Here is a 23,614-nt window from a genome sequence, read left to right as displayed (position 1 = left end):
GCCCGGCTCACCGGGCGTTGTGCGCCGCTGTTGCGGGCCGGGCGCTTCCGGCCGGCGGCACGACGAGCGCCGCGCGATCAGCTGTGCCTTCCGACAACAACAAGCAAAGGGCGCCGCGCACGACGGCCGCCACACGGAAGAATCGCATGAACCTCACAGGCAAGACCGCCCTGGTCACCGGCTCCACCAGCGGGATCGGCCTCGGCATCGCGCTGAAGCTGGCCGAAGCCGGCGCCGACCTGATCCTCAACGGTTTCGGCGATGCCTCGACAGCGCTGGCCGAAGTCGGCCGCCATGGCCACAAGGTCGGCCACCACGGCGCGGACGTGTCCGATCCGGCACAGATCGCCGAGCTGTTCGCCTATGCCGAGCGCGACTTCGGCGGCGTCGACATTCTGGTCAACAACGCCGGCATCCAGCATGTCGCGCCGGTGGAGCAGTTTCCGGTGGAGCGCTGGGACGCCATCATCGCCATCAACCTGTCCTCGGCGTTCCATACCACACGCCTGGCCCTGCCCGGCATGCGCCAGCGCGGCTGGGGGCGGATCATCAATATCGCCTCGGTGCACGGGCTGGTCGGCTCCGAGCAGAAGGCCGCCTACGTCGCCGCCAAGCACGGGCTGGTCGGGCTGACCAAGGTGGTGGCGCTGGAAACCGCCACCACGCCGATCACCTGCAACGCCATCTGCCCCGGCTGGGTGCTGACCCCACTGGTGCAACAGCAGATCGACGAGCGCGCCCGTCAGGACGGCGATGAACAACGCGCCCGCCACGATCTGCTGGCCGAGAAGCAACCCTCGCTGGATTTCGTCACCCCGGCGCAGCTGGGAGCCCTGGCGCTGTTTCTCTGCAGCGAGGCCGGCGACCAGGTGCGCGGCGCGGCATGGAACATGGATGGCGGCTGGGTGGCGCAATGATCGGGTTTACTGACCTGCGGCAACGCGAGCGGGCATAACCGGCGCGCCTGCTTGGCAAGCGGCCGCGGGCTGAGGCTAGATAGCCATCACCTCCCCAGCGAAACCGCCCGCATGACCAGCATTTCCAGCGACACGCCGCTCAACGGCAAAGCCCCGGTGCACCTGGCGCTGCGCCGGGTCGCCATCGACACCTACCGCGAGAATGTCGCCTATCTGCACCGCGACTGCGCCGCCTGCCGCGCCGAAGGCTTCCAGGCGCTGGCCAAGGTGGAGATACGCGTCAACGGCCGGCGCATCCTCGCCAGCCTCAATCTGGTGGACGATCCGGCCATCGTCGGCTGTGACGAGCTGGGGCTGTCCGAGGACGCCTTCGCCCAGCTCGGCGCCGAAGCCGGCGTACCCGCGGCGATCGCCCAGGCCGAGCCGGCCGCATCGATCCCGGCGCTGCATCGCAAGATCGCCGGCGAGCGCCTGAACCGGGATGACTTCCTGGCGATCATGCGCGACATCGCCGAACACCGTTACTCGAAGATCGAGCTGACCGCCTTCGTGGTCGCCTGCAACCAGGGCGAGCTGGATCGCGAGGAGGTCTTCTTTCTCACCGACGCGATGATCCGCGTCGGCCGCCGGCTCGACTGGCGCGAGCACCCGGTGGTGGACAAGCACTGCATCGGCGGCATCCCGGGCAACCGCACCTCGATGCTGGTGGTGCCGATCGTCGCCGCCCACGGCATGCTCTGCCCGAAGACCAGCTCGCGGGCCATCACCTCGCCGGCCGGCACCGCCGACACCATGGAAGTGCTGGCCAACGTCGAATTGCCGTTCGAGCGCCTCTGCGAAATGGTCCGCGAGGAACGCGGCTGCCTGGCCTGGGGCGGCAGCAGCGACCTCTCCCCGGCCGATGACGTGCTGATCGCCGTCGAGCGGCCGCTGTCGATCGACTCGCCGGGGCAGATGGTCGCCTCCATCCTGTCGAAGAAGATCGCCGCCGGTTCCACCCATCTGCTGCTGGACATTCCCATCGGCCCGACCGCCAAGGTGCGCTCGATGGCCGAGGCGCAGCGCCTGCGAAAGCTGTTCGAGTTCGTGGCCACGCGCCTGGGCCTGACCCTGGACGTGGTCATCACCGATGGTCGTCAACCGATCGGCAATGGCATCGGCCCGGTACTGGAGGCGCGCGACGTGATGCAGGTGCTGCAGAACGACCCGGCGGCGCCGATCGACCTGCGTCAGAAGGCCCTGCGCCTGGCCGGACGCATGCTCGAGTTCGATCCCGATGTGCGCGGCGGCGACGGTTACGCCATCGCCCGTGACATCCTCGACTCCGGGCGGGCGCTGAAGAAGATGCGCTCGATCATCGCCGCCCAGGGCGGCAAGCCGTTCGACCACAACCATCCGCCGCTGGCACGGCTCAGCTTCGATGTACTGGCCGACTGCGACGCGGTGGTCACCGGCATCGACAACCTGCAGCTGGCACGCATCGCCCGGCTGGCCGGCGCACCCAAGGTGCAGGGCGCCGGCGTGGACATCCTGCGCAAGCTCGGCGAACCGGTGCGGGCCGGCGACTGTCTGTATCGCGTTTACGCGGACTTTCCCGCCGACCTTGCCTTCGCCCGCCAGGCCACCGAACGCGCCAGCGGCGTCAGCCTCGGCAGCCCCGAGCAGGTCCCAACCGTATTCGTGGAGTTCTGATGCAAAGCCAGCTGCTGTATTTCGATGACGAGCGCGCCGCCGCCCTGCGCCTGGCCGAAGCCTCCGGCCTGCCCGCCGCCTCAGTCGAGCGCCACCGTTTTCCCGATGACGAGCTGCGCCTGCGCCTGCCGCTGGCCGAAGGCGAAGCGATCGCCGAGCAATTGGTGCTCTACCGCGGCCTCGACCACCCCAACGAAAAGCTGGTCGAGCTGCTGCTGGTGGCCGGTGAAGCGCGCCGCCTGGGCGCCAAGCGACTGATCCTGGTCACGCCCTATCTGGCCTACATGCGCCAGGACATCGCCTTCAACCCGGGCGAGGTGGTCAGCCAGCGAGTGATCGGCCAGCTGCTGGCCGGCCAGTTCGACGCACTGATCACCGTCGACCCGCACCTGCACCGCGTCGCCACCTTGCAGGAGGCGGTGCCGCTGGCCGATGCGGTCACCCTTTGCGCGGCCCCGGCGCTGGCGCGACTGATCGCCGAACGGCATCCCGATGCGCTGCTGATCGGCCCGGATGCCGAGGCGCTGCAATGGATCGAGGCGGCCGCCGCCGAGCATGGTTTCGAGCATGGCGTGTGCAACAAGCTGCGCCATGGCGACCATCAGGTGGAGATCGCCTTGCCGGACCTGCAGTTCGCCGGGCGCCATGTGGTACTGCTCGATGACGTCGCCAGCTCCGGGCGCACCCTTGCCGAGGCCGCGCAGAAACTGCTGGCCGCTGGCGCCGCCTCGGTGGACGTGGCCGTGACCCACGCGCTGTTCGCCGGCGACGCGCTGCAGGTAATCCGCGCGGCCGGTGCCGGGCACGTCTGGAGCACCGACTGCATCGCCCACGAGAGCAATGCCGTGAGCATGGCGCCGCAGCTGGCCGAGGCGCTAGGGCCGTTGCTGCATTGAGGCGATAGGAGCCCGACCGCCGCGCGGACAAGGCTGCGCCGTCGTCCGCCTATCCTTCATCCACCGCGCTCGGCTGGTCGGGGCTGATCTGCGTGGCATCGCCGTAGCGCTTCTGGCAGCGCTCGCAGAAGAACGCCCGGCGCCGGCTGCGCCCCAGTTCTTTCGCCTTCATCAGCGGAATCCGGCAGCGCGCGCAGGTGTTCTTGCCGTGCGCCAGCCAGTTGGCCTTGAGCACGCCGGCCCGCTTCCACTCGAGAAACTGGAAGCTGTAGGTGCGCGCCTCGCGCACCAGCTCGCGTAACTTGGCTGGCGGCAGTTCGCCGATCAGCGACAGCGGGTGCACGCGGATGCGATAGAGCACCTCGTTCTTGATGATATTGCCGGAGCCGGCGAACAGCGTCTGGTCCAGCAGCGCATCGCAGGCCAGCAGACGCGGGTGCTCGCGCAGGCGCTTGAGCGTGCCGCGCGGGCTCCAGACCGCGCTCATCACATCCATGCTCCAGTCGTAAGCCGCATCCAGCGGCCCCTCGATCAACTGCACCGAACAGGCATAGAAATTCAGCTCGCCGTCTGCGAAGCCGAGGCTCAGGCGCGGCGTGGAGTCCTTGCGTTCGTTGATGCGGTAGCTGCCGAACAGCAGCAGGTGGATACGCACGGAGACATCCTCCAGCTCGATCAGCAGATGCTTGCCCCAGCTGCGGAATTCACGCACCACCTGGCCGGTCAGCCGTGCCTTGTCGACCTTGGCACTGCCTTCGGCGCGCTCGATGCGCTGACCGGTGAACGCCGCGACTTCCTCGCGGAGAATGACGATGGATGGACCTTCGGGCATGGATGCACCAGCTGATCTGCCTTTGTCGATCAGACTCGCCCGTGCGGCGAAGGTGCGTAGCGCGCTACCAGGCCAGCTGCAGACTGCTCTCGAACTCGCGCGGTTCACCACTCAGCGGATCGCGGAAGCGCAAGCCACGCGCCAGGAGCTTGAGCGGGCGGCTGTAATCGTCCTGGTCGCGCTCCTCGCGCGGTAGCAGCTGCGGGTAGAAGGGATCGTTGCAGATACCGGCGCCGAGGGTCGCCATATGCAGACGCAGCTGGTGCTTGCGCCCGGTGATTGGCGTCAGGGCGTAGCGCCAGAGGTGGTCGCGGCGCTCGAGCACCTCGATCAGCGTTTCGCTGTTCGGCTCGCCGTCGCCTTCGCGCATCAGGAAGAACGGCTCGCCCGGCACCATGCACAGCTGCCGGCGCAGGGGAAACTCGAGCCCGGGCAGTGCCGGGCAGATCGCCTCGTAGCGCTTGGCGATCCGCCGCTCGCGGAACAACGCCTGGTAGGCGTCGCGGCTCTCGCGGTTGGCCGAGAACAGCACCAGCCCGGCGGTGAGGCGATCGATACGGTGAATCGGCACCAGATCGGCGTTACCCAGCCGTTTGCTGAGCCGCGCCAGCAGGGTTTCGTTGACGTACTCGCCAGCCGGCATCACCGAGAGAAAGTGCGGCTTGTCCGCCACCACCAGATGCTCGTCGACGTGCAGGATGCGCTCTTCGAACGGCACCGGCGTCTCGTTGGGCACCTCGCGGAAATAATGCACGCGCATGCCGACCCGGTACGGCCGGGCCGCGTCGATCGGCTGCATGTCGGCATCCAGCACCCGGCCGCGGGCCATGCGATCGAGCCAGGTGGCGCGGTCGATTGCCGGAAAGCGCTCGCACAGGCAGTCGAGCACCGTAGGCCAGTCGCCTTGGGGCAGGTGCAGGGTGCTGGGACGGGAATCGGAGGGGGGCATCGGATCGGGTGCACAACGACAGGAGCATCGATGATACCCGCTCTGCCGGCGGCTGCCTCCTGCGGGAAGCGCCGCGGCAGACGAGAGACGAGTCCACGACCCGGACGGTCGATGAACCCGGCGCGGCGTTTCGGCCGCGCGGCAGACGTATCAGTCTTCCTTGTCCTTGGTCACCTCGCCGGTGCGGCCGTCGATCTTGAACTCGTACTTCTTGCCATCCTGCTTCATGCCCTCGCCTTCCCAGCCGTCGCCATCGGCTTCGATGCCGTGCAGCTCGGTGTAGCCGGCGGCCTTGGCCTTTTCCACGGCCTGCTCGAGGGTGATCCAGTCGGCGCCGGGCTTGTCGGCGGCGAAGGCGGCACCGGAACCCAGGATGGCAACAGCGAACGCGGCGGTCAGTGTCTTGTTGTACATCTCGTTTTTCCTTCTGCGAACGGGATCGTATCGGGCCTTTGGTGCTGGCCCCTGCCTGAAATACGAGCCCAACGGCGGCCGCTAAGTTCAACCGCCGCGGTGTGCATTCGCCGGCTCGTTGTCGATTCCGGCAGGTGCCAGACGACTCCTTCACAGGGGCATCGCTGCGCGACGCGGGCCCTGCCACCGATCCATGCACGGAGGTTTTTGCCATGACAACGCACAAGGTCGTATCCGACCAGGACTGGCTCGCCGCCCACAGCGCTCATCTGCGCGAGGAGAAGCAGCTCACCCGCCAACGCGACGCACTCTTCGAGAAGCGCCGACAATTGCCCTGGCGGCGCATCGGCCAGGATTACCGCTTTCACGACGCTGGCGGCACGGTTCGCCTGAGCGAGCTGTTCGAGGGCCGCAGCCAGCTGGTGATCAAGCACTTCATGTTCGGCCCGGACTGGAGCGAGGGTTGCGTGGGCTGCTCCTTCGAGGCCGATCACATCGGCGGCGCGCTGCTGCACCTGCTGCATCATGACGTCAGCTTCGCCGCCATCTCCCGCGCGCCATTCGAGCGGCTGGAGGCGTTCCGCCGTCGTATGGGCTGGCAGTTCCGCTGGCTGTCGTCGGCCGGCAACTCGTTCAACCGCGACTTTCACGTCTCCTTCGATGACGAGGACATCGTCGAGGGCAAGGTTTTCTACAACTATGCCTGGCAGCCCTTCGTCTGCGAGGAGCTGTCGGGTTTCAGCGTCTTCTACCGGGACACACAGGGCGAGATCTTCCACACCTTTTCGGCCTTTGGTCGCGGCGCCGAAGAGCTGCTCGGCACCTACGTGCTGCTGGACATGACGCCGAACGGCCGCAACGAGACCGGTCCGCGACACGACCTTACCGACTGGGTCCGTCTGCATGACCGCTACGACAGCGATGATCGCGTCGCCGCTGACGGGCGAACGGAGCCGGCCGCCGGCTGCTGCCACGAGCAGATGCGGCGCTGAGCTAACGTCGCCGGATGCTGACGATCTGCGGGTCCATCTCGCCGTCGGTGAAGCGAAACTCCACCGCATCGCCCACGCCCAGCCCCTGCAGCTGAGCGGCGCTGGCCTTGAACGGCATCACCATCGCCGGCCACTTCAGCTCCGGTATCGCCTCGTGGGCGATGGTGACGCTGCCCTGGTGTCGGTCCAGCTCGCGGATCACACCCTGGGCCTGGTGAGTGGTGGCGGCTTCCAGACCGTCACCGGGCAGAACATCGTCCACCGCTGGCGCAGCCGTGGAGGGCTTGAGCAGGTCTTCTGCCAAGGCGTGGCCGCTGCTCAGCCAGAGCGCAGCCAACAGCGAGAACGACAGAGGTTTCATGGCGCTATCCGTCATCTGATGAACCACTGCAAGCGTAGTCGCCGGGGCGCTCGGCGCCCTCGCTCGAATGGTGCATTCGTAGCCGGCGGGCGACATTCAGTTTCGTGTAAGCCAGCCCTCGTAACCTGTGAATCGTCGAAACCAACCACAGGAATCAACACCATGAAAACACTGACTACCCTGCTGACCGCCGCCACCCTCGCCCTTGGTGCCAACCTGGCGCTGGCCAAGGACATCGGCCCGGATGAAGCCCTGCGCCTGCGTGACGCCGGTACCATCCAGTCGTTCGAGAAGCTCAACGAAGCGGCCCTGGCCAAGCACCCCGGCGCCACCATCGAGGAGTCCGAACTGGAAGAAGAGTACGGCCGCTACGTCTATCAGCTTGAACTGCGCGACGACAAAGGTGTGCAATGGGATCTGGAGCTCGACGCCAAGACCGGCGAAGTGCTGAAGGATCAACAGGATGACTAAAGGCCACCCATGCGTGCCCCTCTTCTTGTAACGCTGCCACTGGTTCTGCTGCTCGCCGCCACCCCGGCGGTGAGCCGCGACCTGGATCAGGACGAGGCCCTGCGGCTGCGCCGCGAAGGGCTGATCCTGCCGCTGGAGACGCTGATCCAGCGGGCAATGGAACGCTACCCCGGGGCGCGTCTGCTGGAGGCAGAGCTGGAAGAGGAAGATGACCTCTACGTCTATGAAATCGAATTGCTGACCACCCAGGGCGTTGCCCGCGAGCTGGAGTTCGATGCTCGCGATGGCCGCCTGATCAAGGACGAGGAAGACTGATGCGTCTGCTATTGGTCGAAGACAACGTTCCGCTGGCTGACGAATTAGTCGCCAGTCTCAGCCGCCAGGGCTACGCCACCGACTGGCTCACCGATGGCCGCGACGCCGAATACCAGGGCGCGACCGAGCCCTATGACCTGATCATTCTCGACCTCGGATTGCCCGGCAAGCCGGGGCTGGAGGTGCTGCACGCCTGGCGCGCCGCCGGCGTCACCACACCGGTACTGATCCTCACCGCACGCGGCTCCTGGGCCGAGCGCATCGATGGTCTCAAGGCCGGCGCCGACGACTACCTGACCAAACCCTTCCATCCCGAGGAGCTGCTGTTGCGCATCCAGGCGCTGCTGCGCCGTGCCCACGGTCTGGCCAACCAGCCGATGTTGCAGGCCGGAGGCCTGGAGCTGGACGAGTCACGCCAGTGCTGCCGCAAGGACGGCCAGGACATCGAGCTGACCGCTGGCGAGTTCCGCCTGCTGCGCTATTTCATGTTGCATCCGGGCCAGCTGCTGTCGAAAACCCAACTCACCGAACACCTGTACGACGGCGAAACCGAGCGCGATTCCAACGTCATCGAAGTACATGTCAACCGGCTGCGCGGCAAGCTCGGCCGCGAGCTGATCGAAACGCGCCGCGGCCAGGGCTATCGCTTCGGCGGCGCGGCGTGAAGTCGATCCAGCGCAGCCTCGGCCTGGCCCTCATCGCCACCCTGCTGCTGGTGGCGCTGGTGCTCGTGCAGACCAGCCTCTGGCTGTTCGAATCCGGTCTCAGGCGCAGCCTGGAAACCGATCTGCGCGAAGAGACCGAGGGCCTGTTGGTAGCGCTGGTCAAAGGGCCGAACGGCGACCAGCTGGATCTGCAGCGCCTGAACCCGCGCTATCAACGACCGTTTTCCGGACACTACTTCCAGATCGAGCTCCCCGGCCGCACCTGGCGTTCACGCTCGCTGTGGGACGCCACGCCGCAATGGCCGGAGCGCCCGGGCCTGACCGAGGACCTGCTGGATGGCCCGCAGGAGCAACGCCTGCTGGGCTACCGCGCGGAATACCGCCGCGACGGCCAACCGATCATCATCAGCGTGGCGCAGGACTACACACCGGTTCTCGACAGCTTCGCCCGCGTGCGGCTGAGCGGCCTGGGGCTGGTGGGCTTCGCCCTGCTCGCCCTGCTGCTGTTGCAGCGCTACGCCATGGGCCTGGCGCTGCGCCCGCTGGAGCGCGCCCGACAGCAGATCGCCCAGTTGCAGCAGGGCCAGCGCCAGCAGCTGGACCAGCAGGCGCCGGTGGAACTGCAACCGCTGGTGGAGCAGATCAACCACCTGCTCAGCCATACCGAGGAAACCCTGCAACGCTCACGGCATGCACTGGGCAACCTTGGTCATGCGCTGAAGACGCCGCTGGCGGTACTCGGCAGCCTGGTACAACGCGAAGAACTGGCCGCCCACCCCGAGTTGCGGGCCAGCCTGCTGGAACAGCTGGAGCAGATCCAGCAGCGCGTGAGCCGCGAGCTGGGTCGCGCACGACTGTCGGTGGATGTGCTGCCCGGTGCCCATTTCGATTGCGATGCCGAACTGCCGGCGCTGTTCGACACCCTGGCGATGATTCACCGCGCCGACCTCGAGCTGCGCTGGCACGCCCCGGCTGGCTGCCGTGTGCCGCGTGACCGCGAAGACATGCTCGAGCTGCTGGGCAACCTGCTGGACAACGCCTGCAAATGGGCGCGCAGCCGCGTCGAGCTGACCATCGAGCAGACGCGCGACGGCTTCGTGCTGCTGGTGGACGACGACGGGCCGGGAATTCCCGCGGCACAGCGCGAGCAGGTCATCAACCGCGGCGTGCGGCTGGACGAACGCGCAGAAGGGCACGGCCTGGGGCTGGGAATCGTCAGCGACATCCTGACGGCGTGGCGTGGAGCGTGGAGCCTGGAGGAAAGTCCGCTGGGTGGGCTGCGCGTGCGTATCGCACTGCCCGCGGTGCGCTGAGCGGGGGTTACTGCGGGCGGGCCAGTTCGTTACGCATGTCTTCGAGAATGGTCTCCACCAACAGCGTGTTCTGTACCTGATGCCCGGCGACGATACGCGTGGCGTGGGTGCCATTGATCGGGTAACCGACGTGAACCTCCAGACGGCCGTCCGCCTTTGGTTCGACACGGGTGCGGTATTGCGAAGTGAAGGTTTCGGCCAGATGACGGGACAAAGTCTTCATGGAGCATCTCTACAGTGAGCCTGACACAAAGACCATGTTCAGGGGTCGGAGATTCCAGCCGTCCATCGGGAAGCGCTCAGCCTTCACCAAACGGTAACCCGTTCACCCTTTTCGCTCGCCGTCGGCGTACGCCAGCCAGGCCAGTAACGCCATCGCGACAAAGGCCACGCCGGACCACGTGAGTGCAGCGATCAGCAGATTCATGTCGGTCACCTCGCCGAGTTGAAACACACCCTGAATATATGTAGCGTTGCACGACACGTCGACCTGCTCGACATAGGCATGTAAACCTTTGGTACAGGTGCAACAGCGATGAAAAGGAAGCAATCGATCAGTCAGATACGCTGGGATCTGGCACTGCGCTACCGGCTGATCGAGACCATCGCCTGGTGGGAAGGCCGCCTGACCACGGGCCACCTGATGCAGAGCTTCGGCATCAGCCGCCAGCAGGCCTCGAAGGACATCAACACCTACCTCAACGAACATGCGCCCAAAAACCTGACATATGACCGTCACCTGAAAGGCTACAAGCCGAGCAAGGCCTTCCAGCCACTGTTCATCGACGGCAGCGCCAGCGCCTACCTGCACCTGCTCGACCAGAACCGCGTGCGCGCTCCGCACATCGAAGGCCTGGCGCTGGCCTATGCACATACGGAAGTGCTGCAGGTGCCGGACCGCAGCATCCGCCCCGAGGTGCTGCGCCCGATCCTGCAGGCTTGCCGCGAGGGGCTGCGCCTGGAGAGCGAGTACGTCTCGCTGGCCAACCCGGAGATGGAGATTCGCGTGATGGCGCCGCACACGCTGGTCTTCACCGGCATGCGCTGGCATGTGCGGGCCTACTGCGAGAAGAACCGCGCGTACCGCGACTTCGTGCTCAGCCGCTTCCGTGGCGAGCCGGACCTGATGGACGAAAGCGAACACACCCGCGAGCAGGACGAGGCTTGGAACACGCCAGTGACGGTGCTGATCGAGCCGGATGCGCGCCTGAGCCCGGCACAGAAGGCAATCATCGAGGTGGACTACGGCATGCTCGACGGTCAACTGCCGGTGGAGACCCGTGGCGCACTGGTGCAGTACGTGCTGCAGCGCTTCGGCATCGACCCGAACACCGTGCAGGCCAATGCGGCGGCGCAGCAGCTGCAGGTGGGGAATCTGCAGGCGTTGAAGGGGTGGTTGTACTCGTGAGGGCTTGTGAGGGTGGTCGTGACCGTGAAGGACCGCTGCCTCCATGTGGGAGCGGTCTTGACCGCGAAGGGCGTCGGCACGGATTTCGGTATGTGAGCGCCGCGCTTTTCTTGGCATTTAGCTCAGGTTTCGCCCTGCTGGGCGACTTACTTTTTTCAGTCGCGAAAAAAGTAAGCAAAAACGCTTGCCCCCGCATCCGGCCCGTCGCTTCGCTACGGGTTCGCTCGCTACGCCGCCGCTCCGAGGGCCGCCGTACAAGGGCCCTCCATGGCCCTTTACGGCTCTCGCGGCATCCATGCCGCTCGCCCCTCTCCACGACGGCTCCGCTCACCCTCCTGAAGGGGCGACTGGTGCCGCCTGCTCGTTCGTGCAAGAAACATCATGCTGGGACTACCGCCGGAGACTTACAGACAGCTCTGCCCCCATGTCTCGCCGGTGATGTAGGGTGGAAAACTGCGCAGCATTTTCCACCGCAGGCTTCAAGCAAGTTTTTGCCGGGCCAGCGCGGCTTAATTTGCAAACCAGTGGACAGGCTTCGCGTTACCCACGCTACGGACCCGTTTAGAAACTTCCAGTCGGCTCGGACTCCAGCCCCCGTCAGAAGGCCGAGTGGAGGTGCTGCGCAGGGGGACGCGAGGCATGGACGCCGAGCGAGGAGCGAAGGGACAGGGACGTCCCTTCGCGACGGCCCCCGGAGCAGCGCCGGAGGGAGGGAGTTTTGTGTAGCAAACCGGGGGCGCCTAGCCCGGATGTCGGGGTGGCCTTCTTTTTGGTTACTTTCTCTTGGCGAGACAAGAGAAAGTGACGCGCCGTGCAAGGCGCGACCTGTAGTTCCGGCCGAGGAAAGCGCTGCGACGTTCGCAGGCATAGGCGCCCAACAAGGTGGAAAACGCTGCGCGGTTTTCCACCCTACGGAAAGCGCCACACCCAGACACCGGGCATTGCGCTCCGCCCCACCAAAATCTCCAAACAAATTGCGTCCCGTCCCAACGTCACGGCGCGCCCACCTTCGCTCAACGAGAGCCCAAAGCCCATGCGCCTGATCCACACCTCCGACTGGCACCTCGGCCAGACCCTCCACGGGCAGGACCGCGACCACGAACACGCGCAGTTCCTCGCCTGGCTGCTCGACCAGCTGGTAGCCCACCGCGCCGACGCCCTGTTGATCGCCGGCGACGTGTTCGACACGGTCAACCCGCCACTCAAGGCCCAGGAGCGCCTCTACGACTTCATCGTCCGCGCCCACGAAAAGCTCCCGCAGCTGGACATCGTGATGATCGCCGGCAACCACGACTCGGGCGGGCGCATCGAGCTGCCGGCGCCGCTGATGAGGCGCCTCAATGCCCATGCCGTCGGCCGCATCAGCTGGGTCGCCGAGGGCCAGCTGGACCACCAGCGGCTGCTGGTGCCGCTGCACGACGCCGCTGGCAACACCGCCGCCTGGTGCCTCACCCTGCCCTTCCTGCGCCCGGCCGAGGTCACCGGAATGACGCTGGGCGACGACTACATGGCCGGCATTCGCCAGGTGCATGAACGCCTCATCGCCGCCGCCGAGGCCGTGCGCCAGCCCGGCCAGGCGCTGGTTGCCATGAGCCATGCGCACATGGCCGGCGGCGCGGTGTCGGAGGAGTCCGAGCGCAATATCGTCATCGGCAATGCCGAGGCCCTGCCGGCCAGCCTGTTTCCCGAGTCCGTCGCCTACGTCGCCCTCGGCCACCTGCACAAGCCGCAGCAGGTCGCCGGGCAGGCGCGCATCCGCTACAGCGGCTCGCCACTGCCGCTGTCCTTCGCCGAGGTCAATTACCCGCATCAGGTGCTGCTGGTCGAACTCGACGGCGAGCAGCTGGCGCAGGTCGAAAGCCTGCCGGTGCCGCGTGCGGTGGAGATGATCCGCATCGGCCGCGCTCCGCTGGCCGAGGTGATCGCCGCGCTGGAGGCGCTGCCGCCCACCGGCCTGTTCGACGAACATCTGCCCTGGCTGGAGGTACGCGTGCTGCTCGACGAACCGCTGCCGGACCTGCGCCAGCGCATCGAAACCGCGATAACCGGCAAGACCTGCCGACTGGTGCGCATCGCCAGCGAATACGCCGGCAAACGCGGCGAGACGGAATCGGACGTGCTGCTCGGCCTCGACCAGATCACCCCGCAGGAACTGTTCGCCCGCGCATGGGAGGCCGAGTATGGCAACCCGGCGGATGAACAGGCGCTGGACGATTTCGCCGCGCTGCTGCAACGGGTCGAGTTCGCCCATACGGAGGATGACCGATGAGAATCCTCGCCATCCGCCTGAAGAACCTGGCGTCGCTGGCCGGTGAGCAGGTCATCGACTTCACCGCGGAACCCCTGGCCAGCGCCGGGTTGTTCGCCATCACCGGCCCTACCGGCGCCGGCAAGAGCACCATTCTCGACGCCCTGTGCCTGGCGCTGTTCGGCAGCACGCCGCGGCTCGACAGCGTTTCGCCGCTGAACAAGGTGCCCGAGGTAGATGCCGAGATCGGCGGTGGCGACGAGCGCAACCTGCTGCGCCGCGGCTGCGGCAGCGGTTACGCCGAGGTCGATTTCGTCGGCGTCGACGGCCACCGCTACCGCGCACGCTGGGAGGTCAAGCGCGCCCGCGAGAAGATCGACGGCCGCCTGCAGGCCAGCAGCCAGAGCCTTACGGATCTCGACAGCGGCACGCTCCTGGCCAGCGGCAAGAAACGCGAATTCAAGGAATTGCTTGAAGCCCGCCTTGGGCTGACCCTGGCCCAGTTCACCCGCGCCGTGCTGCTGGCGCAGAGCGAATTTTCCGCCTTCCTCAAGGCCGACGACAACGAGCGCGGCACCCTCCTGGAAAAGCTCACCGATACCGGCCTCTACAGCCGCCTCGGCCAGGCCGCCTTCGAGGCCGCCAAGGAGGCGAAGGAAGGCCTCGCCCGTCTGGAGCAGCAGGCCGGCGGCCTGCAACCACTGGAGCCCGAGCAGCGCGAGGTTCTGAAGAACGAACATCAGGCTCAGCTCGACGAACTGAAAGCGCTGCAGCAGCAGCTCAAGGCGCTGGAAGCGCAGCGGCAATGGCTCAGCGAACTGCAGCGCCTGGAAAACGAGCGAGAAGCGGCATGCCAGCAACTGCAGGATGCCGAAGACGAGCGCGAAAACCTCGCCGAGGCCCGGCGCATCCTCGACCTGTTCGAGCAACTGGCGCCGCAACGCCATCGTTTCCTGCGACTGCAGGATCTCGGCCCGCTGCTGGACAAGGCCGCCGACAGCCTGGCGCGCCTGCAGCATGAGGAACAGGCCGTGCAGCAGCGCCTGGCCGAGCTGCAGAGCCAATGCAGCGCCGCCAGCGAGCAACTGCGTTCGGCCGAACAGGCGCGCCAGGACGCCGAGCCGCGGCTCGTCCAGGCGCGCCGTGAAGAAGAACGCCTGCAGCATTTGAACGCCGACCTTGCCGCGATCCGCGAAGAAAGCGTCCAGGCCGATGCCGCGGCCAGCGCCGGCGAGGCAACGCTCAAACAGCTCGAGCAGCAGCAACAGCGCACCGCCGAACAGCTCGCGGCGCTGGCACAGCCACTCGAAATGAGTGCAGCCCTGCAACCACTCTGTGCGGCATGGGACGGTTACCGTCCGCGTCTGCAACAGGCCGTCCAGCTGGCGGCACGTCTGCAGCAAGGCCAGCGCGAGCTCCCCGCGCTGGAAGCGCAGGCCCAGGCCGCCGAAACCCAGCAGAATGTGGCCCGCGAGGCGCTGGACGACCTGCAACGCGAGCGTGACAGCGATGTCGGGCTGGCCGAACAGCTGGCCCAGCTGCATCGACAGCTCGACGACTGGCGCCAGGCCGAGCGCGAAACCGAGGCCCTGCGCGAGCTCTGGTCGCAGCAGCGTGCGCTCGAAGCCAGCCGGCGCGAACTGGCCGACGCCGCCACCGACCAGCAGGCCGAACTGGACAGCCTGGTACCGCTGGGCAAACAGGCTCGCATCGATCGAGATGCGGCCGAGCAGGCGCTCACGGTCACCCTTGCCGTGCTCGAGCGCCAGCGTCTGGCGCGCAGCGAGAATGTCGAGGCGTTGCGCGCGGCACTGGTGCCCGGCGAGCCCTGCCCGGTCTGCGGCAGCCACGAGCATCCCTGGCAACAGACCGATGCACTGGTCGCCAGCCTTGCTCGGCACGATGACAGCGAGGCCGAGCGCGCGCGTCAGGCATTACAGCAACAGGACCAGCGCCTGCAGGAGCTGCGCGATCGCCATGTCGCGCTTAGCACACAGTTGCGCCAGACCCAGCAGCGCCAGAGCGAAGTCGACGCGCAGCTGCAGGCCCTGGCGCCGCGCCTGCTCGCTCTGCCCGCGCACGCACGATTGCTTGAGCAGCCTGAAGCCGAGCGTTCGCAATGGTTGGAAACGCAGCTGACGGCACTCAAAGGCCAGATCACCAGCGCCAGCCAGCGTCAGCAGCAATTGCTCGCCCTGCAACAGCGCAGCGAAACCCTCCAGCAGGCCTGGCAGGCCGCGCGCGAGGCCTGTGTCGAGGCGACTCAACGGCTCGCGCGCCAGCGCGATGCCTTGGCCCGCGACAGCCAACAACTCGACGAGGAGCTGGCGGCCTTCGCCGAACTGCTGCCCGTCGAGCAACTGCAGCGCTGGCGCGAAGACCCGGCGCAGACCTTTATGCAGCTGGACGCCAGCATCGCCACGCGGCTGCAGCAGCTGCAGGCGCAGTCCGAGCTGAGCGAGGAGCTGCGCCAGGGCGAACAGCGCCGCAGCGACGAACAGTTGCAACAGCACCATCGTCAGGAGAAACAGGCAGGCTGCAGCGTGCGACTGGCTGAGCGCGAAAAGCTTCTGCTCGCCTGCCAGCAGGCGCTGCGGACCAGCCTTGGCGAGCAAAGCAGCGCCAGCGCCTGGCAACATCAGCTGGACGCGGCCATCCAGACTGCGCGGCAAACCCAGGCCGGGATCGATCAGCAGCTCAACGAGAGCAAACTTGGCCTGACACGCCTGCACAGCGAGCAACAGAACTGCCGCCAGCGCCACGCCGAATTGCAGCAGGAACGCGACGCGCTGAACGCGGAACTGGGCGCCTGGCGCGCCGCCCATCCGGCGCTGGACGACACCATCCTCGCCCAGCTGCTGCAGATGGACGACGCGCTGCTGGCCGAGGCGCGCCAGCGCCTGCAGCAGAACGCCGAAACCCTGACCCGCTGCCGCGAACGGCTGGATGGCTGCCTTAATCGTCTGAACATGCACAAACAGCAGCAGGCCGAAACGCCGGACATCGAACGGCTGCAGCAGCGCCATGCCGAGCAACTGCAGCAATGCGAGCAGGCGGACCAGCGCTGCGCGGAAACCCGTGCTCAGCTGCTCGACGACGACAAGCGCCGCCGCCAGAGCCAGGCGTTGCTGGCACAGATCGGCGAGGCGCGCGCCGAAATGCAGCGCTGGGGGCGCATCGCCGCGCTGATCGGCTCGAGCGACGGCGGCGCCTTCCGCAAGATCGCCCAAGCCTACAACCTGGATCTTCTGGTGCAGCACGCCAACGTGCAGCTGCGTCAGCTGGCCCGCCGTTATCGGCTCAAGCGCGGCGGAAGTCCGCTGGGCCTGCTGGTGATGGATACCGAGATGGGCGACGAGCTGCGCTCGGTGCATTCGCTGTCCGGCGGCGAGACCTTCCTCGTCTCGCTGGCCCTGGCACTGGGCCTGGCCTCGATGGCGTCGAGCAAGCTCAGGATCGAATCGCTGTTCATCGACGAGGGCTTCGGCAGCCTCGATCCCGAGTCGCTGCAGATCGCCATGGACGCGCTGGATTCGCTGCAGGCCCAGGGCCGCAAGGTGGCAGTGATCAGCCACGTGGCCGAGATGCACGAACGCATCCCGGTGCAGATTCAGGTGCAGCGCCAGGGCAACGGGCAAAGCGGGCTGAAGATCGTCGGCGGGCTGTCCTAGCGGTCGCCGGGCTGGCAGACCTTGCGGCCATTGGTCCGCTTGTGTTTCGCCAGCATCGGCCGTAAGGTTCGCGCGTTTTCTTATCCGCCCAGGTGTGCGCGACCAAAAGGTCCGCATTAAACGGGAAGCCGGTGCGCTCGAAGAGCAAGGCCGGCGCTGCCCCCGCAACGGTAATCGACCGCGATCCTCAGGGATCGCCGTCCGCTCGACAGCCACTGTGTTCCGACATGGGAAGGTGAGCGTGATGCGTGTCGAAAGCCCGGAGACCGGCCTGACGGATTCGACTGGTGTTGCGGAGGGCAGCACCGTCAAGCGCTGCTGCCCGTCATCCTCGCGCTTGTTCCTGCCCTCCTCAAAAGTCTGCGATCTTTTGAGGATTTCTTACCGATGAAATTGTCCCGTTTGGCCCTGGCCATCGCCCTGACGCCCGGCCTGGCGCTCGCCCAGACATCGCCCCGCGAGGACGCACTGAAGCTGTCCGATACTCTGATCACGGCCAACCGTGACGTGCAGCAGCGCAGCGAAAGCAGTGCTGCCAGCACGGTGTTCACCCGCGAGGATATCGACCGGCTACAGCCCTCCAGCGTGAGCGAACTGCTCAACCGTGTACCCGGTGTGCAAGTCATTCAGAATGGCGGGCGCGGCACCAGCAGCAGCCTTTTCATACGTGGCACGAGCAGCGCCCAAAGCCTGGTGCTGGTGGATGGCCAACGGATCGGATCAGCTTCCGCTGGTGGCTCGCCACTGGAGTACCTGAACGTCGAACAGATCGAGCGTATCGAAGTGCTGCGCGGTCCACGCTCGGCGGTCTATGGCGCCGACGCCATTGGCGGGGTCGTTCAGATTTTCACGCGTCGCGCCAGTGGCGAAGGACTCAATCCCCGCCTGCGTCTGGGTTACGGCAGCCGCAATACCTGGGAGCGCAGCCTGGGGCTTTCCGGCGGCAACGAAAGCACCCGTTTCAGCCTCAGCGCCAGCGCCGACGACACCCGTGGTATCAACCATACGGACAGCCGTGTGCGTCCCGACAGTGACCACGACGCCTACCGCAACAATGCCTTCTCGCTGAACCTCAACCATCGCTTCAACGAGCGCCTGGAAGGTGGTTTCAGCGTGCTGGACCAACGTGGCGAAAGCGAATTCGATTACGGTAGCTACGGCGCTTATCCCTACTCGGACTTTCAGCTGAGCAGCTATTCGGGTTTTCTCAGCGCCAATATCAACGAACGCTGGACGTCCCGCGTGGAACTGGGTCATAGCGAAAACCGTTATATCGAGCGTGCGGATGACGTCAGCCTGAGCGGCCCGTTCAGCACTTATCGCGATTCGGCCAGTTGGCTGAACACACTGGCCCTGGGCAGCGGCCAGAGCCTGTTGCTCGGCTTCGACTGGCATATGGACTCGCTCAATAGCGACACTCAATACGATGAAGACGAGCGCTGGAATCAGGCGCTGTTCGTCCAACACAGCTGGCAGGGTGAAGTTTTTTCGACCGAGCTCGGCCTGCGTCATGACAAGAACGAACAGTTCGGCAGCGAGAACACCTTCAATGGTGCACTGACTTATCACCTCGATGCCGATAACGACTTGATCCTGTCCTATGCGGAAGGTTTCCGTGCACCGACGTTCAACAATCTGTACTGGCCAGACTTCTGTGATCCTTCCTTCGGCTGCTCCAGTTCGTCCAACCCGAACCTAAAGCCTGAAAGCTCTAAAACCTACGAACTGCAATGGCGTAGCCAACTGGCAGAGAAGACACTTCTGCAAGCCTCGCTGTACCGCACCGACATTGAAGACGCCATCGTCTTCGTCGACATTCCGCGCAACGTACAGAAAGCACGCATAAATGGCTTCGAGGCCTCGTTGCAGCAAGAGCTGTTTGGCTGGCAGGGCAGCGCCGCCCTGAGCATCATCGATCCGCGCGATCGCGACAGCGGCCACACCCTGCCCCGTCGCGCCAAGCGCACCCTCAGCCTGGATCTCGATCGCCAACTCGGTGACATCGGTATCGGCGCCACCTGGCAGGCATTCAGCCGCAGCTACGACACACTCGCCAACACTGAGGAACTGCCTGGTTATGGCCTGCTGAGCCTGCGCAGCAGCTGGCAGGCAACCCCGGAAATCACCCTGGGACTCAAAGTCGACAACGTTCTGGACAAGGAGTACACCCGAGCCATCCACTGGACTGGCGCCGAGTACATGGGTGAAGGCCGCACCGCCCTAGTCTCCGTCACCTGGACTCCCTCGCTGTAATCGCTACCGACGCGCCCGCTCAGGGCGCTGCCGCCATCACCTGGCAGAGCTTCCGGATCGCCCCCAGCATCTGGAAGCTCGGTCGCTCCAGGCCCTTGTCCGGCACTTCCAGCAATCGCCCGTTGCGCACGGCATCGAGCTGTGGCCAGGCCTGCCACTCGTCCAGCTGCGCCCCGCTGCCGGCCAGGATGACTTCCGGGTCGCGGGCGAGCACCGCTTCGATGCTCACCTGCGGGGCGGCCAGGGTCAGGTCGGCGAAAATGTTTTGCCCACCACACACCTCGATGGCTTCGCTGATGATCTGTTGCCCGCCGAGGGTATACAGCGGGCGGTTCCAGATCTGGTAGAACACCCGCAGCGGCCGTTCACGGGCGTAGGCTGTGCGCAGCTCGGCAAGGCCGGCGCGAAACGCCTCGGCCAGGCGCTCGCCCTGCTCCGTGCGGTCGACCGCCTGGCCGATCACCTTGAATTGCTCGGCCAGCCCGTCGAGGCGAGTCTGCGCCACCACCAGCACGGGAATACCGAACTGCCGCAGCTGCTCGCGCTGGCTGCGCGGCACGCTGTCCGGCCAGAGCAGGACCAGATCGGGGCGCAGGCTGAGCAAGGTCTCCATCTCCACCTGTCCATAACGCCCCACCGACGGTACCTGAGCCAGGGCAGCGGGACGTTCGCCGCCGTCCAGCACACCGGCCAGGCGGTCTACGGCATCGAGTTCCAGCATGATTTCGCTGAGCGAGGGCGCCAGGCTTACGACCCGCTGCGCGGCAACCGCAGGCAACGTAGCCAGCAGTGCCAGGGCGGCCAGCAGCAGGAGACGCATCAGTGCAGCTGCCGCGGAATACGGTAGAGCACCAGCAGCACCAGGCTGCCGAATACCAGCAACAGGCGGGCGACCGGCTCCATGCCCAGCAGAGCCCCGGCGGCCGCGAACCAGGCCGGCAGCGACGCGATCAACAGGCCGCGTCGGCGAACGCGGCGCAAACGCGCCCAGGCTTCCGCCTCGGCAGGACTGTCCAGCGCCTGCTCGGTGGCGATCAGTGCGTGTTTGAAGGCGGTGAAGGCCCGCAGGCTGAAGAACAGCGAAACCATGCCAGCAGCGAAGAGCGGTAGCCCCCAATCGGCAACCACCACCGATGCGCGCCCGAGCACCAACACAGGCACCACCATCAGCAGCGTATGCAGCCAGCCGTCACGCGCAAGCTGGCGGCGGGCGGCGACGCGGCTCACGACTGTTCGGCTTCGCCCTGGTGGATCTCGCCGAGCATATGACCGAGCTTGCCGGCCTTGGTCGCGAGGTACTTGCGGTTGTGCGGGTTGTGTGCGATCTGCAGCGGTTTGCGCTCGGCCACGCGGATGCCGAAGCCCTGCAGCGCCTTGACCTTGCGCGGGTTGTTGGTCATCAGTTTGATTTCACCGATGCCCAGATGCTCGAGCATCGGCAGGCAGATACCGTAGTCGCGCATGTCCGGGGCGAAGCCCAGGCGCTCGTTGGCCTCAACGGTATCGGCGCCGGCATCCTGCAGCTCGTAGGCGCGGATCTTGTTCAGCAGGCCAATACCACGGCCTTCCTGGCGCAGATAAAGCAGTACGCCGCGGCCTTCGTCGGCTATCGCGCGCAGCGCCGCTTCCAGCTGAAAGCCGCAGTCACAGCGCAGGCTGAACAGCGCATCGCCGGTCAGGCATTCGGAATGCAGACGCCCCAGCACCGGCTTGCCATCGGCCACATCGCCGAGGGTCAGCGCGACATGTTCCTTGCCAGTGTCCTGGTCGAGAAAACCATGCATGGTGAACACGCCGAACGGCGTCGGCAGTTGGGAAGCGGCGACGAACACGACAGACACGGGCGGAAATCCCAGGCGGCAGAAAAGCGGACATTGTAACACTAACTGCGGGCGAATCAGGCGCGAGAGTTTCGCCGACGAGCGCGCCGATACTGCCGTCCAGACCGGCAACCCGGTCGGCGCTCAGGACGTCTTCGACTCCAGCACCAGCACGCCCTGCTCCTCGCGCCAGCTGACGCGACCGAGAAAGCTCATGCCGAGCAGCGCGTCGGTGGGCGAACCGCCCTCGACGACGACGGCCTCGACGCCGAGCACTTCGATCGCCCCGACCTTGACGCTGTTCAAGTGCACGCGCCAGGCCTTGGCCGTGCCGCTGGCGGTGCTCACCACCATCGCCCGACCGTTGACGCGGTAGTCGATGCCCAGCCGGCGGGCTTGGTGCTCGTTGATCGCCACCGAGGTGGCGCCGGTGTCGACGAGAAACTGGATCGGCTGGCCATTGATCGCACCGGCGATCCAGTAATGGCCGCCGGTACCCTTGGCCACGCTCAGCTGGGTCTTGCTCGGCGCCGCGTAGGCACCGCTGTATTCGCGGCTCAGGTTGTAGTGCCGCTCGACGCCGTCGACCCTCAGCACCGCACCGTTGGCGTCGGCACTGACCACCTGGACGCCACCCGGCCCGGTCTGCCCGACCCTGACCAGCTTGCGCTGGCCGTCGACATTGACCACCGCCGCGCCGGGAAACAGCCCGACCACCTGCACCATTGAGGCGGCCTGTGTCAGCGCGGGCAGCAGCAACAGGCCGGCGAACAGAACGGGGATGCTACGCATGGCTATTCCTTCCTCGAAACCTGGCCGCCCGGACCGGAGCCGCCGATCATCCACCAACCGTCAGCGGCCTGCAGCGACCGGACGCACAATCAAACCAACAGCGCCACCAGTCCCTGCATGACCGCCCAGGCGGCGACCCCGGCAAGGATATCGTCGAGCATGATGCCCACTCCGCCATGAATATGCCGATCCACCCAGCTGATCGGCCACGGCTTGGCGATGTCCATCACGCGAAACACCACGAAGCCGAGCAGCAGCCAGTACCAGCCCTCCGGCACCAGCCAGAAGGTGATCCAGATACCCACGAATTCGTCCCAGACGATGCCTTCGTGGTCGTGCACGCCGAGCTCGCGCGCCACCTTGCCGCACAACCAGACGCCGAACAGCATGGTCAGGCCGAGCATCAGCAGATAGCCCCAGCCTGGCAGCAACTGCCACAGCGGCACAAACGGCAGCGCGACCAGCGAACCCCAGGTGCCCGGCGCCTTGGGCATCAACCCGGACCCGAAGCCGAACGCCAGGTTGTGCCAAGGGTTGGACCAGACCAGGGTTTGCGGCTTGGCCGCGACCGGTGAGGTATCAGTCAAAACAGCGTTCCTTATCGAGTCGGAGGCAAGCGGCTGCTCTCGCAGCGGCGCTTACGCATTGAAATGGTTGTAGCCGCGCTCGGAGACGGGCACTTCGTTGCCCGCTGCATCGATCAGCTGAACACCCTGCCCCGCCATCACCCGGCCGATGACCTGCACCGGCCAGCCGGCAGCCTGCAGCGGCGCCAGCTCGGCAGGCGGCAGGGTGAAGGCCAGCAGGTAGTCGTCGCCGCCAGCCAGCGCGCAACGCAGCGCTTCGGCGTCGCCGGCGAAACGGCGCAGCGGCTCGGACAACGGCAGCCGATCACGCTCGATCTGCAGCGCGACGCCTGATGCCTTGGCAATATGCCCGCAGTCAGCCAGCAGGCCGTCGGAGATATCCAGCGCCGCCGTGGCCTTGCCTCGTAGCACCTCGCCCAGGGCCAGCTGCGGCTGCGGCGACCAGTAACGCGCCAGCAGGTGTTCGGCGACATCCGCATCGGCTTCGACCTGCCGCAACACCAGCGGCAACGCGCCGGCTGCCTCGCCCAGCACGCCGCCGACGCAGAGCAGATCGCCGACCTGCGCGCCGGACCGAACCAGTGCCTGCCCGGACGGCACGCGGCCGAACACGGTGACGGTCAGGCTCAGCGGGCCACGGGTGGTATCGCCGCCAATCAGACGCAGGCTGCAGTCGAGCGCCATGGCATCCAGTCCGCGGGCGAACTCGGCGAGCCAGAGCGGATCGCCGCTCGGCAGGCTCAGGGCAAGGGTGAAGCCGATGGGTGTGGCAGCCATGCCGGCCAGGTCGCTGGCGGCGACGGCCAGGGCGCGCTGGCCGAGCAGGAACGGATCGCAGGGATCGGGGAAATGCACGCCGGCGACCAGGGTGTCGGTGGACACGGCCAGCTGTTCACCGGAGGGAATCTGCAGCAGGGCGCAATCATCGCCGATGCCGAGAACGACTTCGCCGCCGGCCCTGGCGCAAGCGGCGGCGGCGAAGTAGTGACGGATCAGCTCGAACTCACCCAGCAAGGCG

General features: G+C 66.3%; 23 protein-coding genes and 1 riboswitch. Of the genes, 12 read left to right on the top strand and 11 right to left on the bottom strand.

Annotated elements, in window-relative coordinates; all coding sequences use genetic code 11:
- Positions 1-146 precede the first annotated feature (146 nt).
- From VF716_RS19990 to VF716_RS19980, 3 genes are all read left to right on the top strand, one after another.
- Positions 147-917, top strand: a complete 771-nt coding sequence (locus VF716_RS19990) for a 3-hydroxybutyrate dehydrogenase (RefSeq protein ID WP_440552888.1) — start codon at positions 147-149, stop codon at positions 915-917.
- A 111-nt stretch (positions 918-1,028) separates the two neighbouring features.
- Complete coding sequence (locus tag VF716_RS19985) at positions 1,029-2,609, top strand: thymidine phosphorylase family protein (RefSeq protein WP_045633062.1); 1,581 nt, start codon at positions 1,029-1,031, stop codon at positions 2,607-2,609.
- Positions 2,609-3,505, top strand: a complete 897-nt coding sequence (locus VF716_RS19980; RefSeq protein ID WP_125460459.1) for a ribose-phosphate pyrophosphokinase — start codon at positions 2,609-2,611, stop codon at positions 3,503-3,505. The genes VF716_RS19985 and VF716_RS19980 overlap by 1 nt, the downstream gene beginning before the upstream one ends.
- A 49-nt stretch (positions 3,506-3,554) precedes the next feature.
- On the opposite strand, the gene VF716_RS19975 is transcribed toward VF716_RS19980, so the two are convergent.
- From VF716_RS19975 to VF716_RS19965, 3 genes are all read right to left on the bottom strand, one after another.
- Positions 3,555-4,337 carry a DNA-formamidopyrimidine glycosylase family protein gene (locus VF716_RS19975; RefSeq protein ID WP_125460458.1) on the bottom strand — a complete coding sequence of 261 codons (783 nt, stop codon included), beginning with the start codon at positions 4,335-4,337 and terminating at the stop codon, positions 3,555-3,557.
- Positions 4,338-4,401: 64 nt separating this feature from the next.
- Positions 4,402-5,286 carry an RluA family pseudouridine synthase gene (locus tag VF716_RS19970; RefSeq protein ID WP_185750605.1) on the bottom strand — a complete coding sequence of 295 codons (885 nt, stop codon included), beginning with the start codon at positions 5,284-5,286 and terminating at the stop codon, positions 4,402-4,404.
- Between the two features lie 150 nt (positions 5,287-5,436).
- Positions 5,437-5,700: a PepSY domain-containing protein gene (locus VF716_RS19965; protein WP_014595814.1), complete on the bottom strand. Its 264-nt coding sequence runs from the start codon at positions 5,698-5,700 to the stop codon at positions 5,437-5,439.
- A gap of 212 nt (positions 5,701-5,912) precedes the next feature.
- Here VF716_RS19965 and VF716_RS19960 point away from each other — a divergent pair, with 212 nt between their 5' ends.
- Positions 5,913-6,692, top strand: coding sequence for a DUF899 domain-containing protein (locus VF716_RS19960; protein WP_053528042.1), 780 nt, complete (start codon positions 5,913-5,915; stop codon positions 6,690-6,692).
- A gap of 1 nt (position 6,693) precedes the next feature.
- On the opposite strand, the gene VF716_RS19955 is transcribed toward VF716_RS19960, so the two are convergent.
- Positions 6,694-7,053, bottom strand: a complete 360-nt coding sequence (locus tag VF716_RS19955) for a copper-binding protein (protein WP_045159153.1) — start codon at positions 7,051-7,053, stop codon at positions 6,694-6,696.
- Between the two features lie 162 nt (positions 7,054-7,215).
- Between VF716_RS19955 and VF716_RS19950 the strand changes: the two genes are divergently transcribed.
- Genes VF716_RS19950 through VF716_RS19935 form a run of 4 tightly spaced genes read left to right on the top strand, consistent with a single transcriptional unit; the run spans position 7,216 to position 9,817 of the window.
- Positions 7,216-7,524 (top strand): PepSY domain-containing protein, encoded by a 309-nt coding sequence (locus VF716_RS19950; protein ID WP_014595811.1) that lies wholly within the window; start codon positions 7,216-7,218, stop codon positions 7,522-7,524.
- 9 nt (positions 7,525-7,533) lie between these two features.
- Positions 7,534-7,839 (top strand): PepSY domain-containing protein, encoded by a 306-nt coding sequence (locus VF716_RS19945; protein ID WP_011912042.1) that lies wholly within the window; start codon positions 7,534-7,536, stop codon positions 7,837-7,839.
- Positions 7,839-8,504 (top strand): response regulator transcription factor, encoded by a 666-nt coding sequence (locus tag VF716_RS19940; protein WP_011912041.1) that lies wholly within the window; start codon positions 7,839-7,841, stop codon positions 8,502-8,504. Before VF716_RS19945 ends, VF716_RS19940 begins: the two co-directional genes overlap by 1 nt.
- Positions 8,501-9,817 (top strand): sensor histidine kinase, encoded by a 1,317-nt coding sequence (locus VF716_RS19935; RefSeq protein WP_049341574.1) that lies wholly within the window; start codon positions 8,501-8,503, stop codon positions 9,815-9,817. The genes VF716_RS19940 and VF716_RS19935 overlap by 4 nt, the downstream gene beginning before the upstream one ends.
- A 7-nt stretch (positions 9,818-9,824) precedes the next feature.
- Here VF716_RS19935 and VF716_RS19930 read toward each other — a convergent pair whose 3' ends face one another.
- Positions 9,825-10,040, bottom strand: coding sequence for a hypothetical protein (locus tag VF716_RS19930; protein WP_014595808.1), 216 nt, complete (start codon positions 10,038-10,040; stop codon positions 9,825-9,827).
- Positions 10,041-10,352: 312 nt separating this feature from the next.
- Between VF716_RS19930 and VF716_RS19925 the strand changes: the two genes are divergently transcribed.
- The 4 genes from VF716_RS19925 to VF716_RS19910 all read left to right on the top strand — a co-directional run bounded on the left by VF716_RS19925 (position 10,353) and on the right by VF716_RS19910 (position 19,397).
- A complete protein-coding gene (locus tag VF716_RS19925) occupies positions 10,353-11,225 on the top strand; it encodes a helix-turn-helix transcriptional regulator (RefSeq protein WP_125886482.1) in 873 nt (290 codons plus the stop codon).
- A 1,033-nt stretch (positions 11,226-12,258) separates the two neighbouring features.
- On the top strand, positions 12,259-13,494 hold the full coding sequence (locus VF716_RS19920) for an exonuclease SbcCD subunit D C-terminal domain-containing protein (protein WP_440552881.1): 1,236 nt from the start codon (positions 12,259-12,261) through the stop codon (positions 13,492-13,494).
- Complete coding sequence (locus VF716_RS19915) at positions 13,491-17,144, top strand: AAA family ATPase (protein WP_440552879.1); 3,654 nt, start codon at positions 13,491-13,493, stop codon at positions 17,142-17,144. The genes VF716_RS19920 and VF716_RS19915 overlap by 4 nt, the downstream gene beginning before the upstream one ends.
- A gap of 72 nt (positions 17,145-17,216) precedes the next feature.
- A riboswitch (cobalamin riboswitch) is annotated at positions 17,217-17,433 on the top strand.
- Between the two features lie 98 nt (positions 17,434-17,531).
- Positions 17,532-19,397: a TonB-dependent receptor domain-containing protein gene (locus tag VF716_RS19910; RefSeq protein WP_440552878.1), complete on the top strand. Its 1,866-nt coding sequence runs from the start codon at positions 17,532-17,534 to the stop codon at positions 19,395-19,397.
- Between the two features lie 19 nt (positions 19,398-19,416).
- Here VF716_RS19910 and VF716_RS19905 read toward each other — a convergent pair whose 3' ends face one another.
- From VF716_RS19905 to thiL, 6 genes are all read right to left on the bottom strand, one after another.
- Positions 19,417-20,217 (bottom strand): cobalamin-binding protein, encoded by an 801-nt coding sequence (locus VF716_RS19905; protein ID WP_440552876.1) that lies wholly within the window; start codon positions 20,215-20,217, stop codon positions 19,417-19,419.
- Positions 20,217-20,624 (bottom strand): hypothetical protein, encoded by a 408-nt coding sequence (locus VF716_RS19900; protein WP_049340828.1) that lies wholly within the window; start codon positions 20,622-20,624, stop codon positions 20,217-20,219. Before VF716_RS19900 ends, VF716_RS19905 begins: the two co-directional genes overlap by 1 nt.
- Positions 20,621-21,238 (bottom strand): GTP cyclohydrolase II, encoded by a 618-nt coding sequence (gene ribA / locus VF716_RS19895; protein WP_017244894.1) that lies wholly within the window; start codon positions 21,236-21,238, stop codon positions 20,621-20,623. The genes VF716_RS19900 and ribA overlap by 4 nt, the downstream gene beginning before the upstream one ends.
- Positions 21,239-21,361: 123 nt before the next feature.
- Positions 21,362-22,009, bottom strand: a complete 648-nt coding sequence (locus VF716_RS19890) for a retropepsin-like aspartic protease family protein (RefSeq protein WP_045159147.1) — start codon at positions 22,007-22,009, stop codon at positions 21,362-21,364.
- Between the two features lie 89 nt (positions 22,010-22,098).
- The gene (locus VF716_RS19885) at positions 22,099-22,596 is read right to left on the bottom strand and encodes a phosphatidylglycerophosphatase A family protein (RefSeq protein ID WP_011912031.1); all 498 of its coding nucleotides are present in this window, start codon (positions 22,594-22,596) and stop codon (positions 22,099-22,101) included.
- 51 nt (positions 22,597-22,647) lie between these two features.
- Positions 22,648-23,610: a thiamine-phosphate kinase gene (gene thiL / locus VF716_RS19880; protein ID WP_095460580.1), complete on the bottom strand. Its 963-nt coding sequence runs from the start codon at positions 23,608-23,610 to the stop codon at positions 22,648-22,650.
- Between the last annotated feature and the right edge of the window lie 4 nt (positions 23,611-23,614).

Source organism: Stutzerimonas sp. Brlt_14 (assembly GCF_051948915.1).
Taxonomy (GTDB): Bacteria; Pseudomonadota; Gammaproteobacteria; order Pseudomonadales; family Pseudomonadaceae; genus Stutzerimonas; species Stutzerimonas stutzeri.
This window is presented reverse-complemented; position numbering and strand designations above follow the sequence as displayed.

Excerpts from the sequence above, each read along its gene's own strand:
- VF716_RS19940 (WP_011912041.1), top strand. The coding sequence starts at position 7,839 with ATGCGTCTGCTATTGGTCGAAGACAACGTTCCGCTGGCTGACGAATTA.
- VF716_RS19945 (WP_011912042.1), top strand. The coding sequence starts at position 7,534 with ATGCGTGCCCCTCTTCTTGTAACGCTGCCACTGGTTCTGCTGCTCGCC.
- VF716_RS19975 (WP_125460458.1), bottom strand. The coding sequence starts at position 4,337 with ATGCCCGAAGGTCCATCCATCGTCATTCTCCGCGAGGAAGTCGCGGCG.
- VF716_RS19890 (WP_045159147.1), bottom strand. The coding sequence starts at position 22,009 with ATGCGTAGCATCCCCGTTCTGTTCGCCGGCCTGTTGCTGCTGCCCGCG.
- VF716_RS19955 (WP_045159153.1), bottom strand. The coding sequence starts at position 7,053 with ATGAAACCTCTGTCGTTCTCGCTGTTGGCTGCGCTCTGGCTGAGCAGC.
- VF716_RS19965 (WP_014595814.1), bottom strand. The coding sequence starts at position 5,700 with ATGTACAACAAGACACTGACCGCCGCGTTCGCTGTTGCCATCCTGGGT.
- VF716_RS19985 (WP_045633062.1), top strand. The coding sequence starts at position 1,029 with ATGACCAGCATTTCCAGCGACACGCCGCTCAACGGCAAAGCCCCGGTG.
- VF716_RS19925 (WP_125886482.1), top strand. The coding sequence starts at position 10,353 with ATGAAAAGGAAGCAATCGATCAGTCAGATACGCTGGGATCTGGCACTG.
- VF716_RS19970 (WP_185750605.1), bottom strand. The coding sequence starts at position 5,286 with ATGCCCCCCTCCGATTCCCGTCCCAGCACCCTGCACCTGCCCCAAGGC.
- VF716_RS19905 (WP_440552876.1), bottom strand. The coding sequence starts at position 20,217 with ATGCGTCTCCTGCTGCTGGCCGCCCTGGCACTGCTGGCTACGTTGCCT.
- VF716_RS19915 (WP_440552879.1), top strand. The coding sequence starts at position 13,491 with ATGAGAATCCTCGCCATCCGCCTGAAGAACCTGGCGTCGCTGGCCGGT.
- VF716_RS19990 (WP_440552888.1), top strand. The coding sequence starts at position 147 with ATGAACCTCACAGGCAAGACCGCCCTGGTCACCGGCTCCACCAGCGGG.
- VF716_RS19930 (WP_014595808.1), bottom strand. The coding sequence starts at position 10,040 with ATGAAGACTTTGTCCCGTCATCTGGCCGAAACCTTCACTTCGCAATAC.
- VF716_RS19910 (WP_440552878.1), top strand. The coding sequence starts at position 17,532 with ATGAAATTGTCCCGTTTGGCCCTGGCCATCGCCCTGACGCCCGGCCTG.
- VF716_RS19950 (WP_014595811.1), top strand. The coding sequence starts at position 7,216 with ATGAAAACACTGACTACCCTGCTGACCGCCGCCACCCTCGCCCTTGGT.
- VF716_RS19920 (WP_440552881.1), top strand. The coding sequence starts at position 12,259 with ATGCGCCTGATCCACACCTCCGACTGGCACCTCGGCCAGACCCTCCAC.
- VF716_RS19980 (WP_125460459.1), top strand. The coding sequence starts at position 2,609 with ATGCAAAGCCAGCTGCTGTATTTCGATGACGAGCGCGCCGCCGCCCTG.
- VF716_RS19960 (WP_053528042.1), top strand. The coding sequence starts at position 5,913 with ATGACAACGCACAAGGTCGTATCCGACCAGGACTGGCTCGCCGCCCAC.